A 19,495-nucleotide genomic window follows, 5' to 3' on the forward strand; every position below is an offset into this window, starting at 1 on the left:
TCACGCCGACGCCGACATCTTCGCGATGTCGGCTGCGCTCGACAGGCCCTCGACATTCCAGCAGGCGTCCATGATCCGCCGGATCGATGCGGCAGGAACGATGCCGTCGGCGAGATCGGAGAACTTCGCCTCGAGCTGCTGGTCGGTCATCGGCACTTCAACGCTGCCGACGGCGTGCTCGATGCGGCGGCTGAGCTTCCGCCCATCCTTCAGCACGATCGTCATCTCGACCTGCTCCGGCTTGATCTCGGGCGCGATGACCGGAATGACCTTGCTACGCAGCGACAGCACCGTCTGATCGGTTACCGCGCGATCGCTGAACTGCTTCTCTCCGCCCGCGCCTTCCACGATCGCCACGGCCACCGCGTGATAGATGCTGAACTTGCCCTCGAGCCCCTGCTGCGGCGTCTTCTTGCCGGTCAGCTCGAGCACGAGCGGATTGACTTTGAGATCGACGTGATCGATCTGGTCGCCCGTCAGCCTGTTCTCGTTGCGCAGCTGAATCGCAGCGTCGATCGCCGGATGCAGCACGATGCCGCAGGCGAACGGCTTGTAGGTGTTGAGCGCGGCTTCGTAACGCTTGCCGAGATCGCCGACGATCTCGCCATAGTCCTGCTTGGTGCTGATCGTATTGGCCCAGCCGCGCTTCGCCTCGATCATCCCGTCCGACGACGTGAAATTCTTCGACGCCAGAATGGCGGCGAATATGCCGTTTGACGCCGCACGGCCGGGGTTGAAGCTCTTGTTCATGGACCCGAACGATTCGCGCAGGCCGACCGGCTGCGACGCGGCGAGGCCCAGCGCCCAGGTCATTTGCTGCTCGTTGAGCTTCAACAGCTTGCCTGCAGCTGCCGCCGAGCCGAACACCCCTGCGGTCCCGGTGATGTGCCAGCCGACATCGTAGTGGTTCGGATAGACGGCGTTCCCGATCCTGCACTCGGTCTCGACACCGAGGACGAGCGCATTCAAGAACTCCTTTCCGGAGACCGGCTGCATTTCCGAGAGCGCAATGATCGCCGAAACCACCGGGCCGGCCGGATGGATGATCGTCTTCAGATGGGTGTCGTCGAAATCGAAGATGTGGCTGGACACGCCGTTGATGAAGGCGGCGTTCATGATGTCGAACCGCTCGCGCCGGCCGAACAGCGACGCCTGCTGCGGGCCGGAGAACGGCGCCAGCGCCGCGACCGCAATATCAACCGTTTCATGTCGCGACCCGCCGATCGCGACGCCGACCCAGTTCAGCAGCGTCCTCACGCCTTCCTTGCGGACCTTGACCGGCAGATCATCGTATCCCGCCGAGACGATGTACCGCGCAAGCGTACGCGTGACCTCCTTGGGCGGCGCCGCGGCGGGCGCCGCCGGTGCCTCAGCCTGTGCAAAAGCCGCATTCGCGCCGACCGCGTACAAGGGAAGAGCGGCGGCGGCCTGAAGCAGGGTCCTGCGATCAGTGTGCATGTAACGTCTCCCGGGCTTTGAACGAGGCCAATTGCGCGGCGAGCCGGACCGCGCTTTCGAGCGCGCCGGTGTTTGCGACGCCCTTGCCGACGATGTCGAACGCCGTGCCGTGCGAGGGCGTGGTGAAGACGGTCTCGAGGCCGGCCGTGACCGTCACTCCGCGATTGAAGCCGCGCAGCTTCGTCGCGATCTGCCCCTGGTCATGATACATCGCGACGACGCTGTCGAACTCGCCGGCAAAGGCGCGAATGTAAACCGTATCCGCCGGATACGGACCGCTGCAGACAATGCCCTTTTTCGCAATCGCCTCGACCGTCGGCTTGATCATCTCGATCTCGTCGCGACCGAACAAGCCGCCCTCGCCGGCATGCGGATTCAGCGCGGCCACGGCGATCCGCGGCGCAGCGACTCCGGATCTCCGCATCATCCTGTCGACGAGGACCACCGCATCGGCGATCCGCGGCGGGCTGATGTCGTTCAGCGCCTCGCGCAGGGACTGGTGCCCGGTGACGCGCGACATCCATTGTCCATCCAGCACGTTCATTTCAGAAAAATACGTACGGTGCCCGAGCAGGTCCGCGAACATCTTGTGCTCGTCCGGGTACCTCCAGCCGCCGTCGAACATCGCCCGCTTGTTCAAGGGCGCGAAGGTGATGGCATCGATCGCGCCGTCCTTGGCGAGATCGATCGCCCGCGACAGCGTCTCTCCGGTGAGCCGCCCAGACTCGGCGCTGGCCTTTCCGATCGGGTGCCTCGACGGATCGGTGTTGCCGAGATCGATCAGCTGGATCTTGCCGGAAACCCAGGAAGCCTCGCTGGGGGAGCCGATCCGCTCGATATCGAAGCTCACGCCGGCATGCGCCATTCCCATCTCCAGCACGCGGGCATCGCCCACCACGACGAGGCGCGCCGCATCGGCCAGCCGGTGATCGGAGAGGATTCGCGCCGTCTGCTCAGGACCGATACCGGTGCAATCACCGGGAACCAGCGCCACGATTGGCAAGTCTTCACAGAGAACCATGGATCCTACTTTGCTGCTTTCATCTGGACGACCCGCCCCCAATCGTCGTGGTCGAATTCACCATCCCATTTCGCCACCACGATCGCGGCCACTGCGTTGCCGATCGTGTTGGTGATGGCGCGCGCCAGCGACATGAAGCGGTCTACTCCGAGCAATAGCGCGAGGCCTTCGACAGGCAGCCCGGCCGCAACGATGGTCGCCGCCAACGCGGCGAACGCCCCGCCCGTGACACCGGCTGCGCCCTTGCTGGTGAACAGCATCACGACAAACAGGCTCAACTGCTGCGCCGTGCTCAGCTCGATGCCGTAGACCTGCGCCACGAAGATCGTGCTCAGCGGCAATGTCAGCGCCACGCCGTCGAGATTGAAGGAGTAGCCGGACGGAATGACGAGACCGGTCACGGCGCGTCCCACCCCCGCCCTTGGCAGCTTCTCCATCATTCCGGGAATCGCGGTCTCCGACGACGACGTTCCGAGCACGACGAGAAGCTCGGGGCGCAACAGCCGGAGCAGGTCCATCAGCCGGATGCCGACCAGACGGCAGATCATTCCCAGGACGACGAAGATGAAGAACGCCATCGTCCCCCAGGCCGTCCCGACCAGGAGCGCGAGGGCGTACAATGTGGCGGCGCCGAACTTGCCGACCGTGAAAGCCATGGCGCCGAAGGCCCCGATCGGTGCCAGCATGACGACGACATGGACCACGCTGAACACGAGCGCGGTCAACCGCTCCATGCCCGAGCGCAGCGACAGCGCCTTTTCGCCGAGCATCAAGAGGCCGATGCCGCACAGCAGCGCGAGCACGAGAACCTGAAGCACGTCGCCGCTGGCAAACGCGCCGAAGAAGCTTTCGGGGATCATGTGCTGGATATACGCCGACAACGAGCCGACATGGGTCTGCGCATAGCGGGCCACGGCTTCGGCCTGTTGCGGGGTGGCGTGCGCCACACCCGCGCCGGGCTGGACCCATCGCACCACGACGAAGCTGAACAGCAGGCAGAGCGTCGTGACGATTTCGAAATACAGGAACGCCTTGAGTCCGATGCGCCCGACCGCCTTCATGTCGCCGACCTGCGCGATGCCGGTCACCACGACCAGGAACACCAGCGGCGCGATCGTGACCTTGATGAGCGAGATGAAGCCGTCGGCGAGCGGTTTGAATTCGAGTGCCGCAGCCGGAAACAGCGCGCCGACGAGTGCGCCGAGCACGGCGCCCGCCACGATCAGGACATAAGGCTCCCGCCAAAGCGAGCCGGCACGAGGCGCAGCAGCCTGCGTCGGGAGCGCCTCGGACAAAGGAGTCGTTGTGATCGTCAATTCCGTGTCCTCCCGCCTCGTGCTCTTCGGCGCTGCAAACAGCGTCTCCGCGGCCCTTATCTTTGGCCTGACATTGGACCAGCCGGTGCCGCGGTGCTAATGCCAGATTGGAATAATTCAATAACGAATTGGCATCATGGACCTGAGCTGGATCGAGGATTTCCTCGCTATTGCGGAGGACGGCGGCTTCTCCCGCGCAGCGCTGCGCCGGCACGTGACGCAGCCGGCCTTGAGCCGGCGGATCAAGTCGCTGGAAGCGTGGCTTGGAGCGCCTCTGTTCGAGCGCAGCACCCATGTCGTGAAGCTGACGCCGGCAGGGGAGAGTTTTCGTCCGGTGGCGGAGGACGTCATTCGCAGGCTGTCAAACGGCCGCGAGGAGGCCCTGGAAGCGGCTCGCCTCAAGGCCGAGACCGTTCAATTCGTCGCCACCCACGCACTGTCGCAGACGTTCTTTCCGGACTGGATCCGCCGGGTCGATCGTGCGCGATCCGGTTCCGCTGTTCAACTCGTGGCGTCGAACTTCGCCGGGTGTGAGAAGCTCCTGCTTGAGGCCCATGCGCATTTCATGCTGGCGCATTACCACCCATCGCTCGCCAGCCGCCTGGACAACGATCGCTTTCAGCGCATCGATCTCGCCGACGACGTCCTGGTCCCGATCAGCGCGACCGGTTACAGGGCCGTCACGCGCAGCGGGCGCCGGCGGCAATCGATGCCGCGGTTTGCGCTGCCTGGCTCTGCGGACAAGCCGCTGCCCTATCTCGCCTATCATCCGGGTTCAGGCGTGGGCCGCATCGTGACCGCCTTCCTCGCGACGAAGCAGCCAAGCGCCATGCTGCTCCCCAGCTTCTCAGCACCGGTGATGCTGCTCATCAACATGGCCCGGGAAGGCCGCGGGATCACCTGGGCTCCACGCAGCCTGGTCGAGCTCGATCTCCAGAGCGGCCGATTGGTGAGAGCCGGCCCGAAGGACTGGGACATCAAGATCAACATATGCCTCATCCGCGCACGGGCGCGGATGATCCATGCCGCTGAGAGTCTTTGGAGCACCGCAAGGAAGCTGGTAGCCACTTAGCCAATTGGCGGGAATTGGTTGCACAGCCAGCGTTGAGGTCAGCCCAGGCAGGGCTTCGGCCTCGCGCTCCATTTCCGCATTTCCTGCGCCTCTTCGACCCGCTACGGCTCGATTCATGTCTCTGGGCAGGCATAACGAGATGTCTGCCGGCAATCGCCTCTGCCTCGACCTCACTTGGCCCAAGATCGCATAGCTTGATCACAAATATCGGGTCTACAGTCCCCCCGGCGGCAATGTGACCGCGAACGGCGTCGGCATCGCCACAGGCGCCTATACCTCGCTGGGGCTGACGCCCGGAATTGTCCGGCCGCTGCATGCCGATCCTGTCGAACTCGCTGGTGACGCGCCCGCTCACTGCGGCCGAGCTCGCGGCGACCGGCTTCAAGACCCGGCAGGTGATCTCCGACACGCGCACCTTGCGCTTCTACTACCGGCTGCTGCCGGACGACCGCGTCCAGATCGACAGCCGGAGCGCCACCACCGGCGCCGACGCTACGCATGACCGGCACCTCCAGCTCCTGATCGACGGCCTGCATCGCAAGTTTCCCGCGCTCACAGGCATCGAGATCGATTATTCGTGGTGGGGCTGGGTCGATGTCAGCCACGACATGATGCCGCGCATCGTGCGTCCCGATGCCCAGGCGAAGCTGGTCTATGCGCTCGGCTATGGCGGCGACGGCGTCTCCTATTCGGCGCAGGCCGGCCGCCGGATGGCGCAGATGCTCGCGGGCCAAGCCTTCAAGGGGCAGGATCTGCCGATCTTCACCTCGGCGCTGCCGACGCATCCCTTCGCGCCGTTCCGCCGCATCGGCCAGCGCCTGCTCTATCGCTGGTATCACTTGCGCGACGAGGCGAGTTGAGGCGCCTCTCGCCGCAGGTCGGTCCGACGAGCGTGCGCCTGCAGCAGCAGGGGTTCATGCCGTCGCTTCCCTGATCTCCACACGGATCGGAGTCGGATCGAAACCGTTGCATGGATTGTTCACCTGCGGACAGTTCGAGATCACGAACAGCACGTCCATCTCCGCGGTCACGTCGACGTAGTTGCCCGGCGCGGACGGGCCGTCGAGCACGGTGAAATTGCCGGAGGGCTCGATCGGCACGTTCATGAAGAAGTTCAGGTTGGAGACGATGTCGCGCTTGGTCAGGCCGTAGCGCGACAGCTCCAGGATGAAATTCTCCCGGCAGGCATGCAGGTAGCGCGTCGCCTCACCGAAGCGCACGGCATTGCTCTCGCAGGAGCAGCAGCCCGCCGAGGTGTCGTGGCGGCCGCAGGTGTCGGCGGTGATCCGCGCCATCACCCGTCCGCGGTTGGAGATCAGCCGCGTGCCGAGCTCGAGATAGGCCGAGCCCTGGACGCGCAAGGTGTCCTGCGCGCTGTAGCGCTCGGCGGTGTCCTCCGCGACATAGATCAGCGCGTCCACCGCCTGCTCGCCCTCGCTGTCGATGATGCGGAGCGTCTGGCCCCTCTTCAGCACCCGCGACCAGGGCTGCTCGGCGGGAATGTCGAAGCTGTAGACGAGATGGCCGGGATCGGTCGATGACATGATCACGCTCCTCAGGCGAACAGCTGATCGGTGAAGGCGTAGGCGCGCACGGCTTCTGGCGAGGCCCTGCGGCAGACATCGTCATCAGCAGGCGGCGGCAGCCGGTGCCGGATCAGCGTGATCGGCGTGGTCGCTGCCGGCCGCGCCGGATCGAGCGGATGGGCGCAGTTGGAGACTGCGACGATCAGGTTCATCTCGGCGCGCAGATCGACGAAGTCGCCGGCGCGCTTGCGCGCAGCTTGCCAGACGAAGCGCCCGTTTGCGTCCGTCGTCACCGGCGCAAAGAAGGTCACGCAAGGCGGGATGTCGCGCAGGCCCAGTCCGATCTTGGCGGCGGCCGAGATGAAGTTCGCCTGCGTGTTGCGCGTCACCTCGCCATAGGCCGCCAACGTCGAGTCCGCGGTCGAGCCGCCGACCAGCAGATCATGCGCGCCGGAGGTATCCTCGATCACCGAGAGCAGCACCCGTCCCATGTCCGACAGGATCATCCGGCCCTTCGACAGCGCCGCGCTCCATTGCACCTTCACGGTGTCGGCGCAGTTGATCCGCTCGCACGGATCCTCGCTGCGCCACGCCAGCAGCGAGACGCTGGAGCGGCCAAGATCATCGCTGATGCGCAGCGCCTCGCCGCGCGACAGCCGCATCGTCGCGTGCCAGCCGGGCGGCACCTGCTCGGTCTGGATGATCGCGTTCGCTGTGATCGGCGCACCGTCGCGCGCGGTCGGCGGCGGCAGCTGCTTCAACTCCTGCCCCGCCGCGCGCAGCTCCTCGTAGCGGCGGCGGTTGGCGGCGGCCCGCTCCGCCTTGGTCTCTCCGCTCATGCGTCCGTCACCGTGAAATGCGCCTCGACCGGCCGTCCGGCCTTGCCGTTGATCGGCAGGATATCCTGCGGACAGGCGGAGAACGCGATCACCAGATCCATCTCCGCGCGCAAGCGCACTTGGCCGCCGGGAACGGGGCGCGGCGGCGCGGCAAAGCCGAGCGTGCCGTCGGCCTCCCAGGGAATGTTCATGAACAGGTTGAGCGGGCTTGGCACCTCCGGCGGCGTCAGGCCGAGTTCGGCCATGCCGGCGAACAGGTTATCCGTGCAATTGTCGTGATGGCCCTCGTGTCCGAGAAACGTATAGCGGTAGCGGTCGCACGCCGCGATCAGCGTATCGTGGATGCCGCCCGAGGTGTCCTCGATCAGGGTCAGGATCGGCCGGCGCCTGTTGGTCCGGAGCACGTCGCCCCGCCGCGGCACCAGATGCAGCGAATGCGCCCGCGTGTGCTCGTTCGACATGAACTCGGAGAGGTCAGCGCGATTGAACGCCCAGGTGTCGACCACCTGCTCGCCATGGGTATTGATCACGGTGACCACCTGGCCGGCCGTGACGAGCGCCGCCTTGCCGCGCCGCGCCGGAATCTCGATCGGATCCATCGCTCTCTCCTTCAGGGCTTGTAGGCGATCATGTCGATCTCGACGATGCCGCCGCGCGCCAGATCGCAGACGCCGATCGTGGTCCGGCCAGGCCGCTGCGCATCGTCGAAATGGCTGGAGAAGATCGCGTTCATCGCGGCGTAGTCGCGCTTGAAATCGGTCAGGTAGATGCGGGCGAACACGACGTTCGCGAAGCTCATGCCGCAGCCCTTCAGCACACGCGCGAGATTGTCCATCACCTTGCGGGTTTGCGCCTCGATGCCGTCGGGAAGCGGCAGCGCGTCGTCATCGGGATCGGTCGCGAGCTGGCCGGTGACGAACAGGAACGGACCGGCCTGCACCGCATGGCTGTAGGGCGTGACCGGCTTCGGCGCATCGGGAAGAAGATGATAGATCGGATCCATGGCGTGTTCCCTCGCTGCGTTCTGATTCATCCGGCGGCGTAGCGCTGGATGAACTGGCGCGCGCGTTCGGTTTCCGGGTTGACGAAGAAGCGCTCCGGAGGCCCGGTCTCGACTACGCGGCCGCGATCGAGAAACAGAATGCGGGTGGCGGCTTCGCGAGCAAAGCCCATCTCGTGGGTCACGATCACCATCGTGCGGCCCTCGCGCGCAAGCTCGCGCATCACCACCAGCACCTCGCCGACCAGCTCCGGATCGAGCGCGCTGGTCGGCTCGTCGAACAAGAGGACGTCCGGCTTCATCGCCAGCGCACGCGCAATGCCGACGCGCTGCTTCTGCCCACCGGACAGCCGCGCCGGGAACACATCGCATTTGTCGGAGAGCCCGACCTTGGCGAGGAGCGCCATCGCCTCCTCGCGCACCTCGGCCACGGGACGCTTCTGCACTTGCACCGGCGCCTCCATGAGATTCTGAAGGACCGTCAGATGTGGCCACAGCGCGAAATGCTGGAACACCATGCCGATCCGCGTGCGGACCCGCGACAGCTCACGGTCGGACATAACGACGCCACCATTGTTGATGCCGATGCGGTCTCCGTTGAGATAGATCTGGCCGGCATCCGGCCGCTCCAGCCAGTTGATGCAGCGAAGGAGGGTCGACTTGCCGGAGCCGGACGGGCCGAGCACGCAGACCGTCTCGCCGCGCGTCACCGTGAAGCTGATATCGGAGAGCACCTCGAGCTCGCCGAACCGCTTGGAAATGCCGGCGACGTCGAGCACGGCCATGTCGTCGGTCATCCCGGGCTCCTTCTCAGCGCCGCGCCGCGGCCAGCCGGTCGATGCCGCTGACACCCGCCTCGATCACGAGGCAGAGCCCCCAATACAGGATCACGGCGGTGATGAAGGCGGCGAACGGCACGTAGTGGCGCGACTGGATCGAGCTCGCGGCATGCGTCAGCTCGGGCAGTGCGATGATAGTTAGAAAAGCGCTGTCCTTGACGATCTGGATCATCTGGTTGCCGATGACAGGACCTGCGGCGAGCAGCAGCGGCGGCAGGATGATGCGGCGGAACAATCGCGCCCCGGAGAAGCCGAAGGCGACGCCGGCTTCGATCGGCTCGCGCGGCTGCGCCGCCCAGGCGCCGCGCAGGATCTCGGCGAGATAGGCGGCGTGATAGACGGTCAGCGCCACCAGCCCCGAGCTCCAATTGTCGAGCCTAATGCCAAACGAGGGCAAACCGTAGTAGACGATGTAGGCGAACAGCAGGAACGGCACGCAGCGCATGCCGTCGACGAACACGCGCACGGTGAGCGCCAGCCAGCGCCGCTTCGACATCAGGGCCGGCGTCAGCACGAAGGCGATCACGAGCCCGGCGATCGCCGACAGCACCGAGAGGATCGTGGTGTTGCCGAGACCGCTCAGCAGCAGACCCCGCTCGCTCCAGACGATGGCGAAATCCCGGATCATGCGGCCTCGGCCGCGAGCTGGCGCCGCTCGATGAAGCGCTGCAGCGAGACCAGCGCGAACACGATCGGCGCATACATCGCGATGGCGACCAGGAACGGCGGCAGCGGCTCATAGGTCTCGGCGCCGATGCGCACCGCCGCGCGGGTGATGTCGACGACGCCAACGACCGCCAGCACGGGCGTGACCTTGATCAGCAGCGACATCTCGTTGACGAGCCCGGGCAGACTGACCCGCACGATCTGCGGCAGGACGATGCGGCGGAAGCGCAGGCTCGCATGCATGCCGACCGACTGCGCGGCCTCGTACTGCTCCTTCGGGAAGTTCATCAGAGCGGCGCGCCAGACCTCGCAGTTGAACGCCGAGGTGTTCATCACCAGCGCCAGGATCGCCGCCGACACCGGCCCGATTGCGATCCCGACATTGGGCAGCGCGAAGAACAGCAGCAGCAGCAACGTCACGAGCGGGGTCGCGCGCAGCACCGAGACATAGACCGCGACCACGCGGGCGACGATCGGAACGTTGGCCCAGCGCAGCAGCGCCAGGCCAAGGCCGATCGGCAGCCCGATCAGGATACCGACCAAGGACAGCGTCACCGTGACCACCGCGCCCTGCAGGATGGCCAGCACGTCGGCCGCGCTCATCGCCGTCCACCCGTGGCGTCGCCGAGCAGCCGCGTCCCGTCGAGGGTCAACTCGCCGTCGAGCGGACCGGCGCGCAGCGATCGCCACCCGCACATCAGCTGCACCCCAACCGCGGCGTCAGAATTCCGGCTCGAACGTGACCGGCAGATCCGGGAAGGCCTCGCCGAACCACTTCTTTTGCAATTCGGCGAACCGGCCGGTTTCCTTCTCCTTGGCGATGAAGCCGTTCAGGAATTCGACCAGCTCCGTGTTGCCCTTGGCGACCGCCCAGGCCGGATAGGATTTGCCGGAGACGGGCTGACCGACCGCGAACACGTTCGGCTTCTCGGCGACCAGCGCCTTGATGTTGATGATGGTGTTGACGACGTAGTCGACACGGCCGAGCGCGAGATCCTGATAGGCTTCGGGATAAGAGGTGTATTCGACCACCTTGCCGAGCTTGCCGCCCTCCTTTTCCAGCATCGCCTGGAGCTCGGGCAGCCGCCCCAGCAGCGCGCTGCCGGCCTGCACGCCGACGGTCTTGCCGCTGAGATCCTTGATCGCGGAGATGCTCTTGTCGTCCTTGCGCTTCACGTAATAGTGCGTCGCGTCGGCGATCGGGCTGGTGAAGTCGAGCGACTTCTTGCGCTCCTTGGTGATGATCGCCGCGGTGATGGCGACATCGTACTTGCCGGTGGAGACGCCGGCCAGGATGCCTGTCCACGGCAGGATCTGCTGCTTGATCTCGAACGGCGCGTATTTGCGCAGATCCTCGATCAGTTCGTTGTCGAAGCCGGTCGGCTTGCCGTCCTTGACGAACTCGAAGGGACGGAAATCGTCCTCGGTCGCGACGATGAGACCGCGCTTCTTGATCTCGTCGAGACTGCCGGCGTTGGCGCTGAACGCGGCCGGCAAGGTCAGCGCGGCGGCCAGCAGCGCAAGCGCTGCTCGCCGCGACGGTAGCGACAGGCGGGGAAACGAAAGCTTGGTCATCTCGGATCTCCTTACATGAACTGATCAGTCGAAGCTGAAGCCGTGCGCGCGCAGATAGGGTGGGAAGGCAGCCCCTTCGGCCTTGGCGGCCTGCCGCGCCTTGTCCTCCGACCAGCCGTAGAAATCGGCCTCGCCGAACTCGGCATTGCCGCGCTGCTGCTCCTTCGGAATCGCGTGCCGCGCATGGCGCCGCCGGTCGTAATCGTCGAGCGCCGCGGGCAGCGCATCGTCGCCGTAGCGGTCGACATGCGTGGTAATGCTGCGCGGCAGCCGCAGGCTGACATGGCCCTCCGCCGCGGGATAGCCGAGACACAGCCCAGCAACGGGAAACACCATGTCGGGCAGCTCCAGCACCTTGGCGACCGTGTCGATCTCGTTGCGGATGACGCTGATCGGACAGGTGCCGAGGCCGGCGGACTCCGCGCACAGGATCATGGTCTGCAGTGCCAGCGCCGCATCGACCGAGGCGTTGAAAAAGCCTTCCAGGGTGCCGTTCCTGACCGGCTTGCCGCGCAGCTCGCCGATCCGCTGCAGCCGCCGCGCGTCACCGAGGAAAACGAAGAACAGCGGCGACGCGCCGATCCAGGGCATGCTCGGAAACAGCCGGCCGATCGCCGCCCGCTTGTCGGCATTGCGCACGCGCATCACCGAAGCCTGCTGGAAATCCGACTTGGCCGAGGCGCTCAGCGCACAGGCGACGAGCAGGTCGAGCAGCCCCTCCTCCGGCATCCGGTCGCTATAGCGGCGCACCGTCTTGCGCGACAGCACGCCGCGCAGGAACGCATTGGCCTCGACATCGCCGCCATCGGGTCCGCCGTCTCCGAAGCGTGTCGCGAGGGCATCGGCATGCTCGGACATCACAGCGCCCCTATCGCATCACGCGCGACGCGCCAGGTCGAACGGACGCCATTGGCCTGAGCCATGATCGGCGGATCCCGCAGCGGCAGACGTCGCATTGCTCACCCCACGCGCTGCGACATCGGTGTCGCCGCCCCGGATCGATTTCGCCGCGGCTTCCGCGCAGCTATTATTCGAGATGTGAGCAAGGGACATGCCAGACGTCGCGGGGCCTAGCGCAGCGCGACCGCTCCTGCGACGATCTTCACCGAAAATGAGCAGCCAAATGCGCCGGTTGCGGACAAAACGCCGCAGCACCTGAATGCGGAGCATGCTTCGTATTTACGGCGACGGCGCCCCGACCGGATGCTGCACTCCGGCGACGCGCTGCTTTTCGGGCAGCACCATGCCCATTATCTAATCGGAGCTCATCGCGGTCGGGCGCGCTCAGTCTGGCGATCGTGTCGCATCGAGCCGCTCGCCCTGCGCCTTGACGATCGCCTGCATCATGGCAATGAACCGCTTTTGATCGGCCTTGGTGAGATCCGCGATCGTCGCGAGATGCGCCGCCCGTGCCGGCCGCTCGATCTTGCGCAGCAAGGCCGCGCCGGAACGGGTCAGACGGCAGGTCCGCGACCGCCGGTCGTGCGGTCCGACGCTGCGATCGACGAAGCCGCGCGCCTGCAGCCGCTTCAATGCGCCGGTCGTCGTGGTCCGGTCGAGCGCGATGTCCTGGGCCAGCGCCGTCTGATCCGCCGTCCCCCGTTTTGCCAGCGCCGTCAACAGGCTGTACTGCAACGGCGTGATCTCATAAGCGGCACATTTCTCCTGGAACAGCGCGACGTGGATCTGGTGCAGCCGCCGGATCAGATAGCCCGGGCGCGCCTCGAGCGGCCATGACGGATCTGCTTTCGGATTAGTCCTTCCTGCCATCGAACGGCTCCCGCATAAGCGCTGATCACGCTGCATCAATTTGAAGCTGTCTATGGCACGGATCTTGATGTAATGCGAAGTATGCTTCGTAAATCGGTCGGCACATCATCGGTGCCGGCTCATCGAGGAAGGCTTTGACCGGGACGAGCACGCTGCCCGGAAAGGAGACCTTGCATGTCCGTGAGCGCCTCGTTCGACCTGCTGCTGCGCGGCGGTCGTGTCATTGACCCCGCCTCCGGCATCGATGGACTGAAGGATGTCGCCATCCGCAATGGCCGCATCGCCGCTGTCCAGTCCGATATCCTGCCGACCAGCGCCAGGGATGTCGTCGACGTCACCGGCCAGCTCGTGCTTCCCGGACTGATCGACACCCACGCCCATGTCTATCAGTACGTCACCGGCCGCTTCGGCATGAATGCGGACATGGTCGGCGTACAGTCGGGCGTCACCAGCCTGATCGACCAGGGCGGTCCGTCCTGCATGACTCTGCCCGGCTTCCGGCACTTCGTCGCCGAGCAGGCGCAGTCGCGTGTCTATGCGTTCCTGTCGGCCTATCTGGTCGGCGGCCTCGAGGGCCATTACTACCCTGATCTCTATCGGCCCGACTGCGTCGACATAGACGCGACGGTGAAGTCAGCTGTCGCCAACCGCGACCTCGTCCGCGGCATCAAGGCGCATGCCGAGATCGGCGGCTTCGCGCGCTGGGGCATCCGGGTCATCGAGATGGCCGCGGAGATCGGCCGCCGCGCCGAACTCCCGGTCTATGTCCATTTCGGCCAGCTGTGGGGCCTGCCGGCGAGCGGCACCAACGGCGAGGATGTCGACACCATCCTGGAGCGCGTGATCCCGCTGCTGCGTCCGGGCGACGTGCTGGCGCACCCGTTCACGCGGCATCCCGGCGGCTTCGTCAACACCAGGGGCGATGTACATCCGGTGATCCAGGCCGCGCTCGACCGCGGGCTCAAGGTCGACGTCGGCCATGGCAGCCATTTCTCCTACCGGCTGGCGCGCAAGGCGATCGACGCCGGCATCGTGCCGCATACGCTCGGCGCCGACATCCACGGCTACAACACGCATGTGCCGGCGCCCGCCGGCACGCCGGACGAACCTGCCGACGACGAGAACCACCCCTTCGCCGGCCAGGCCAAGTTCAGCCTCGTGCAGGCGATGAGCTCGCTGGTCGCGCTCGGGCTGACGCTGGAGCAGGTCGTGCCGATGGTGACGTCGAACCCGGCTAGCATGCTCGGCCTGTCCGATCGGATCGGCGCACTGCGTCCGGGCATGGACGCCGACGTCAGCGTGCTCCAGGAGAAGCAAGGGCGCTTCGTGCTGCGCGACAACGAGAAGACCGAGGTGATTGCCGATCGGCTGCTGCAGCCGGTGTTCTGCCTGCGCGCCGGCGTCAGGCACGACGCAACGGCGCCGATCCTGCCTGCAGCGGTCGCGGCCTGACGTGGCCGGCGCGGCGCCGACCGTCTCGGATGAGCGCGCGCCGCGCGGCGTCGGCGCGCGGCTGCTGCGCAAGGAGGACGACCGATTCCTGCGCGGCCGCGGTCAATATGTCGCCGACATCAGGCTGCCGGGGATGAAGGACGTCGCCTTCGTGCGCAGCCCGATGGCGCACGCCAGAATCAAGGCGATCCATATTCCCACGGTGTACCGCGACGTCGTCTTCACGGCCGACGACCTCGCCGGCATCAAGCCGATCCGCGCCGTCTCCGGCCTGCCCGGCTTCAAGATCTCCGAGCAGCCGGTGCTGGCGACGGGCAAGGTGCGCCATGTCGGCGAACTCGTGGCGATGTGCGTCGCGCGCAGCCGCGCCGAGGCCGAGGACATCGCCGCTTCCGTCGAGCTCGACCTGGAGCCGCTGCCAGCGGTGCACGACATGCGGCTGGCGCGCGCGGCTGGCAGCGCGCTCGTGCACGAGCATTGGGGCGACAACGTCTTCCTGGAAACGAATTTCGAGGTCGACATCACTGCGGCGCTTGACGCGCCGATCAAGGTGACGCGCGATATCTCGACAGCGCGCCAGTGCATGGTGCCGCTGGAGGGCCGCGGCGTCGTCGCGACCTTCGATCACCGGCTCGATCAGCTCACGCTGCACACGGGCTCGCAGATGCCGCACATCGTGCGCAACGGCCTGTCCGACTGCCTCGGCATGGACCAGGGCCGCATCCGCATCATCGCGCCGGATATCGGCGGCGGCTTCGGCCACAAGGGCATCTTGCTGCCCGAGGAAGTGTGCCTGAGCTGGCTCGCCATGGAAAAGGGCTGGACGGTGCGCTGGCTCGAGGACCGGCGCGAGCATTTGAGTGCGAGCGCGAATTGCCGCGAGCACGCCTATCACATCACGGTCTATGCCGATCGCGACGGCCGCCTGCGCGGCATCGACTGCGAGGCGATCGTCGATTCCGGCGCCTACTCGTCCTATCCGTTCTCGGCCTGCCTCGAAGCGGCGCAGATCGCGAGCATCCTGCCGGGGCCGTATCCGATGCCGGCCTATCGCTGCCGCACCTACTCGGTCGCGACCAACAAATGCCCGATCCTGCCCTATCGCGGCGTGGCGCGCACCGGCGTCTGCTTCGCGCTCGAGCTGCTGCTCGATGCTGTCGCGGCCGAAGCCGGGCTCGAGCCCGGCGAGGTGCGGCTGCGCAATCTGGTGCAACCGCAGGACATGCCGTTCGACAACATCACCAACAAGCATTTCGATAGCGGCGACTATCCCGGCGCGTTGCAGCGGGCGCTGGCGTCGATCGACGTCCCCGCGATCCGCGGCCGGCAACAGCGCGGCGAGGCGGACGGCCGGCTGATCGGGACCGGCGTCTCGATCTATTGCGAGCAGGCCGCGCATGGCACCTCGGTCTATGCCGGCTGGGGCATCCCGATGGTACCCGGCCACGAGCAGGCCACCGCGCGCCTGACACCCGACGGCGGGCTCGAGCTGCGCGTCGGCGTTCATTCGCACGGCCAGGGACTCGAGACCACGCTGGCTCAGGTCGCGTCCGAAGTGCTCGGCGTCGATCCCGGCAACATCCGCGTCGTGTTCGGCGACACCGCGATGACGCCCTACTCCACCGGCACCTGGGGCTCGCGCTCGATGGTGATGGCCGGCGGAGCAGTGGGCACCGCCTGCGCGCAGCTCGTCGCGCGCGCCACGCGCATCGGCGCCAAGCTGCTGCAGCTCGCGCCCGAGGCGGTCGTGTGGCGCGAGGGCCGCGCCTGCGGACCGAACGGCAGCGTCGGCCTCGCCGAGATCGCCCACACCTGGTACCGCCGACCGCAGGATCTCCCCAACGACGTCGACCCGGCCGGCCTCGAGGTCACCAGCGGCTACAAGCCGGTGCGCGACAGCGGCACCTTCTCCTACGCGGCCCATGCCGTCACGGTCGCGGTCGATCCGGATCTCGGCGAGGTCGAGCTGCTCGACTACGTCATCGTCGAGGATGGCGGTGTCCTCGTCAATCCGATGATCGTCGACGGCCAGATTCTCGGTGGCCTGGCGCAGGGCATCGGCACCGCGTTGTACGAGGAGATGCCGTTCGACGACGCCGCGCAGCCGCTGGCGACGACGCTGGCCGATTACCTGCTGCCGGGTCCGACCGAAGTCCCCGAACCGCGCCTGTTTCACATGGAGACGCCGTCGCCCTACACGATGTTCGGCGTCAAGGGCATCGGCGAAGGCGGTGCGATCGCGCCACCGGCGGCGATCGCCAATGCCGTCAACGACGCGCTGCGGCCGCTTGGTGCGGAGCTGATGCAGTCACCGCTGTCGCCACGCCGCATCGTCGCGGCAGTGCTGGCAGCGAAACAGGCGCAAGCGAGCTCGCCGTGAAGGCTGCATCGTTCGCCTATGAGCGTCCGAACAGCGTCGGCGCTGCGCTCGCCCTGCTCGCGGACGCCAATGGCGGCGCAAGGATCATGGCCGGCGGACAGTCGCTCGGGCCGATGCTCAATCTGCGCCTGGTGCAGCCGCAACTCATCATCGACATCGCGGGGCTCGCCGAGCTTCGTACGGCCGAGCGTGACGGCGATGATCTTGTCATCGGCGCCTGCGTCACCCATGCCGACATCGAGGACGGCCGGCTTCCTGACGTGACTCATGGCGTGCTGCGGCGGATCGCGCGCGGCATTGCCTACCGCGCCGTACGCAACCGCGGCACCATCGGCGGCTCGCTAGGTCATGCCGACCCGGCCGCCGACTGGGTGACGACGCTCGCAGCCCTCGGCGCCGGCGTACGGCTGGCGAGCTCCGCAGGCCGACGCGACCTCGCCGTGACTGAGTTCATCCAGGGCGCACTGCAGACCGCGCTGCGTCCCGGCGAGTTCGTCGCCGCGATCCGCCTTCCCTCCCTGTCGCCCACGACGCGCTTCGGCTACGCCAAGGCCTGTCGCAAGCCCGGCGAATTCGCGCATGCGATGGCCGCCGTCCTGATCGAGCCGGACAAGGCCAGCAGCCGGGTTGTGATCGGCGCCATCGACAGGACGCCGATCGTCGTCGACGATTCATCGCTGTTTGGCGGAGCGAACACTAGTCTCGGGCAGCAGTTCGATCGCGACCTCGCCGACCGCCTGCTGATGCAGGCCGGCGTGACCGATCCGGCCGCCCGGCACATCCACCTGAGCGTGCTCGCGCGGGCGATCGCGGAGGCCGCGGCGTGATGAAGCTCCAGCTCACCGTCAACGGCAGCGCGACCGAGGCCTCGGTCGAACCGCGGACCCATCTTGCCGACGTCCTGCGTGATCGGCTCGACCTGACCGGGACGCATCTCGGCTGCGAGCATGGGGTCTGTGGCGCCTGCACACTGCTGCTCGACGGCGCTCCGGCCCGCTCCTGCATCACGTTCGCGGTGGCCTGCGATGGTGCTGCGGTCACGACCATCGAAGGCCTGGATGAGGATGAGATCGCAGCCGAGCTGCGCACGGCCTTTGCGCGCGAGCATGCGCTGCAATGCGGCTACTGCACACCCGGCATGATCATGTCGGCGCGCGACCTCGTGCTGCGCCTCGATCACTCGGACGAGCAGGCCATCCGGGTCGGGCTGAGCGGCAATCTGTGCCGCTGCACCGGCTATGTCGGGATCGTCCGCGCCGTCCGCGCCGTGATAGAGGCGCGGCGGCAGCGCGGCATTGCGGCCGTGGTCGGCGCAGGACGCACAACGCTCGGCCCCGTCGGATCGCAGCCCAGCGCGCACGCGACCGCCACGTCGTCAGCGCCGCCGACGATGGCAAAGATCGAGGCTGACCGGGGCGTCGCCATCAGCACGCTCGACATTGCTGACGCCGTGCCCGCCAAGAGCTTCGACGCGTCGTTTACGGTGAACGCCGCGCCTGCGCAGGTCTTCGCGCTGTTCGGAAACGTCGAGACCCTGGCCGCATGCTTTCCCGGCGCCACGATCACGGCCATGCCGGCGCCCGATCACATCGAAGGCGAGATCAGGGTCGCCATCGGCCCGCTGTCGGCCGTCTTCCGCGGTTCTGCGCGCATCGATCGCAATGCGGCGGATTTGTCGGGCCGGCTCATCGGCACGGGACGTGACCAGCGGAGCCGCACCTCGACCTCCGGACAGATCAGCTGGTGCATGCTTCCGATCGACGAAGGACGGGCAACCCGCGTCGCGCTCGCGATCGGCTACAGCCTCTCCGGCCCGCTGGCGCAGATCGCGCGCGACGGGCTGGTGCGCGATCTGGCGTCGCGCATCACGACGACGTTCGCGCAGAACTGCGACCGGCATCTCAACGGCACGGCGGGCCCGGCGGAGACACCAGAGCCGCAGCGCCTCAACGCGCTTGCCCTGCTGCTGGACGTTGCGCGCAATCGTCTCACCGGCTTGGCCCGGCGCATGCGCGGGCCATGAAACCGCCGCTCGCCGGCGAATGGGTTCTCGCTCGCGGCCAGCCGTGACACGAGCGCCGAACACCCGCGCGGGACATCGTCCCGGCACCTGTCTCCACGTTTCAAACAGCAGGCATGGCTGAGCTTTCTCGCGGCGAGATGCGCCCGAGCTTTGCCATCGATCGACCTCTTCCTCCGAAGAAGAGGCGCAGGGAAGACCGGGTATCGGCTGATACCCGCGGTCCGCGTGCAACAAAAAGCACGCGGCAGAACCACAGGTACAGCCCAATATCCGGCCTTCCCTGCGCGACGGTTTTGCGACTTATAGGCGCTCTCCCCGGGGATCGGCTGTCTTGCCCCCGTCGCCCGCGGATCATCATCACCGCCGGCTTGGCATCAGCACCGCGATGCCAGGACCACACCACTTCGCCGTCGCGTCGCTCCGTTCGTCGGCACGGGCTGTGACACCCGGCTGCGGAGCAACGCGCCCATCGCCTTCCCAGCTCGACGCTCGTGACGATCGCGAAACGTCCCTCTTCAGCGAGCCGGGATGCGCGGAAATGTGGAGGTGATTTGCCCG

Annotated in this window: 18 protein-coding genes and 1 pseudogene; 6 read left to right on the forward strand and 13 right to left on the reverse strand. The window is 66.7% G+C overall.

From position 1 onward, the window contains the following. Genes QX124_RS31105 through QX124_RS31115 form a run of 3 tightly spaced genes read right to left on the reverse strand, consistent with a single transcriptional unit; the run spans position 1 to position 3,795 of the window. Positions 1–1,458, reverse strand: coding sequence for an MmgE/PrpD family protein (locus tag QX124_RS31105; RefSeq protein WP_315799235.1), 1,458 nt, complete (start codon positions 1,456–1,458; stop codon positions 1–3). Next, on the reverse strand, positions 1,448–2,479 hold the full coding sequence (locus QX124_RS31110) for a PdxA family protein (RefSeq protein WP_315799236.1): 1,032 nt from the start codon (positions 2,477–2,479) through the stop codon (positions 1,448–1,450). The genes QX124_RS31105 and QX124_RS31110 overlap by 11 nt, the downstream gene beginning before the upstream one ends. A 5-nt stretch (positions 2,480–2,484) precedes the next feature. Continuing rightward, on the reverse strand, positions 2,485–3,795 hold the full coding sequence (locus tag QX124_RS31115; protein ID WP_315799237.1) for a cation:dicarboxylate symporter family transporter: 1,311 nt from the start codon (positions 3,793–3,795) through the stop codon (positions 2,485–2,487). 136 nt (positions 3,796–3,931) lie between these two features. Between QX124_RS31115 and QX124_RS31120 the strand changes: the two genes are divergently transcribed. After that, positions 3,932–4,867 carry a LysR family transcriptional regulator gene (locus QX124_RS31120; RefSeq protein ID WP_315739214.1) on the forward strand — a complete coding sequence of 312 codons (936 nt, stop codon included), beginning with the start codon at positions 3,932–3,934 and terminating at the stop codon, positions 4,865–4,867. 223 nt (positions 4,868–5,090) lie between these two features. Then, a pseudogene (locus QX124_RS31125) lies at positions 5,091–5,727 on the forward strand (NAD(P)/FAD-dependent oxidoreductase); the annotation flags it as partial. 54 nt (positions 5,728–5,781) lie between these two features. Here QX124_RS31125 and QX124_RS31130 read toward each other — a convergent pair. From QX124_RS31130 to QX124_RS31175, 10 genes are all read right to left on the reverse strand, one after another. Further along, entirely contained in the window at positions 5,782–6,411 is a 630-nt protein-coding gene (locus tag QX124_RS31130; protein ID WP_315744926.1) for an urea amidolyase associated protein UAAP2, read from the reverse strand. 11 nt (positions 6,412–6,422) lie between these two features. Beyond that, positions 6,423–7,232 (reverse strand): urea amidolyase associated protein UAAP1, encoded by an 810-nt coding sequence (locus tag QX124_RS31135; RefSeq protein ID WP_315799238.1) that lies wholly within the window; start codon positions 7,230–7,232, stop codon positions 6,423–6,425. Further along, complete coding sequence (locus QX124_RS31140) at positions 7,229–7,831, reverse strand: urea carboxylase-associated family protein (RefSeq protein ID WP_315799239.1); 603 nt, start codon at positions 7,829–7,831, stop codon at positions 7,229–7,231. Before QX124_RS31140 ends, QX124_RS31135 begins: the two co-directional genes overlap by 4 nt. An 11-nt stretch (positions 7,832–7,842) precedes the next feature. Beyond that, positions 7,843–8,235 carry a RidA family protein gene (locus QX124_RS31145; protein ID WP_315739208.1) on the reverse strand — a complete coding sequence of 131 codons (393 nt, stop codon included), beginning with the start codon at positions 8,233–8,235 and terminating at the stop codon, positions 7,843–7,845. A gap of 26 nt (positions 8,236–8,261) precedes the next feature. Continuing rightward, on the reverse strand, positions 8,262–9,029 hold the full coding sequence (locus tag QX124_RS31150) for an amino acid ABC transporter ATP-binding protein (RefSeq protein ID WP_315739207.1): 768 nt from the start codon (positions 9,027–9,029) through the stop codon (positions 8,262–8,264). A gap of 13 nt (positions 9,030–9,042) precedes the next feature. Next, on the reverse strand, positions 9,043–9,699 hold the full coding sequence (locus tag QX124_RS31155; RefSeq protein WP_315705368.1) for an amino acid ABC transporter permease: 657 nt from the start codon (positions 9,697–9,699) through the stop codon (positions 9,043–9,045). Further along, positions 9,696–10,340 carry an amino acid ABC transporter permease gene (locus tag QX124_RS31160; RefSeq protein ID WP_315739206.1) on the reverse strand — a complete coding sequence of 215 codons (645 nt, stop codon included), beginning with the start codon at positions 10,338–10,340 and terminating at the stop codon, positions 9,696–9,698. Before QX124_RS31160 ends, QX124_RS31155 begins: the two co-directional genes overlap by 4 nt. A gap of 117 nt (positions 10,341–10,457) precedes the next feature. Continuing rightward, positions 10,458–11,312, reverse strand: coding sequence for a transporter substrate-binding domain-containing protein (locus QX124_RS31165; protein ID WP_315799240.1), 855 nt, complete (start codon positions 11,310–11,312; stop codon positions 10,458–10,460). Positions 11,313–11,336: 24 nt separating this feature from the next. Further along, a complete protein-coding gene (locus QX124_RS31170) occupies positions 11,337–12,170 on the reverse strand; it encodes a nitroreductase family protein (protein ID WP_315799241.1) in 834 nt (277 codons plus the stop codon). A 426-nt stretch (positions 12,171–12,596) separates the two neighbouring features. Next, positions 12,597–13,082 (reverse strand): MarR family winged helix-turn-helix transcriptional regulator, encoded by a 486-nt coding sequence (locus QX124_RS31175; protein WP_315799242.1) that lies wholly within the window; start codon positions 13,080–13,082, stop codon positions 12,597–12,599. 174 nt (positions 13,083–13,256) lie between these two features. Between QX124_RS31175 and QX124_RS31180 the strand changes: the two genes are divergently transcribed. From QX124_RS31180 to QX124_RS31195, 4 genes are read left to right on the forward strand one after another with little or no spacing between them, the layout of a single operon-like run. Next, positions 13,257–14,534, forward strand: coding sequence for an amidohydrolase/deacetylase family metallohydrolase (locus tag QX124_RS31180; RefSeq protein WP_315799243.1), 1,278 nt, complete (start codon positions 13,257–13,259; stop codon positions 14,532–14,534). A 1-nt stretch (position 14,535) separates the two neighbouring features. Then, on the forward strand, positions 14,536–16,914 hold the full coding sequence (locus QX124_RS31185) for a xanthine dehydrogenase family protein molybdopterin-binding subunit (protein ID WP_315799244.1): 2,379 nt from the start codon (positions 14,536–14,538) through the stop codon (positions 16,912–16,914). Continuing rightward, the gene (locus QX124_RS31190) at positions 16,911–17,741 is read left to right on the forward strand and encodes an FAD binding domain-containing protein (protein WP_315799245.1); all 831 of its coding nucleotides are present in this window, start codon (positions 16,911–16,913) and stop codon (positions 17,739–17,741) included. The genes QX124_RS31185 and QX124_RS31190 overlap by 4 nt, the downstream gene beginning before the upstream one ends. Next, the gene (locus QX124_RS31195) at positions 17,741–18,937 is read left to right on the forward strand and encodes a 2Fe-2S iron-sulfur cluster-binding protein (RefSeq protein ID WP_315799246.1); all 1,197 of its coding nucleotides are present in this window, start codon (positions 17,741–17,743) and stop codon (positions 18,935–18,937) included. Before QX124_RS31190 ends, QX124_RS31195 begins: the two co-directional genes overlap by 1 nt. Positions 18,938–19,495 lie beyond the last annotated feature (558 nt).

This window comes from Bradyrhizobium sp. SZCCHNRI3043 (assembly GCF_032377735.1).
GTDB lineage: Bacteria > Pseudomonadota > Alphaproteobacteria > Rhizobiales > Xanthobacteraceae > Bradyrhizobium.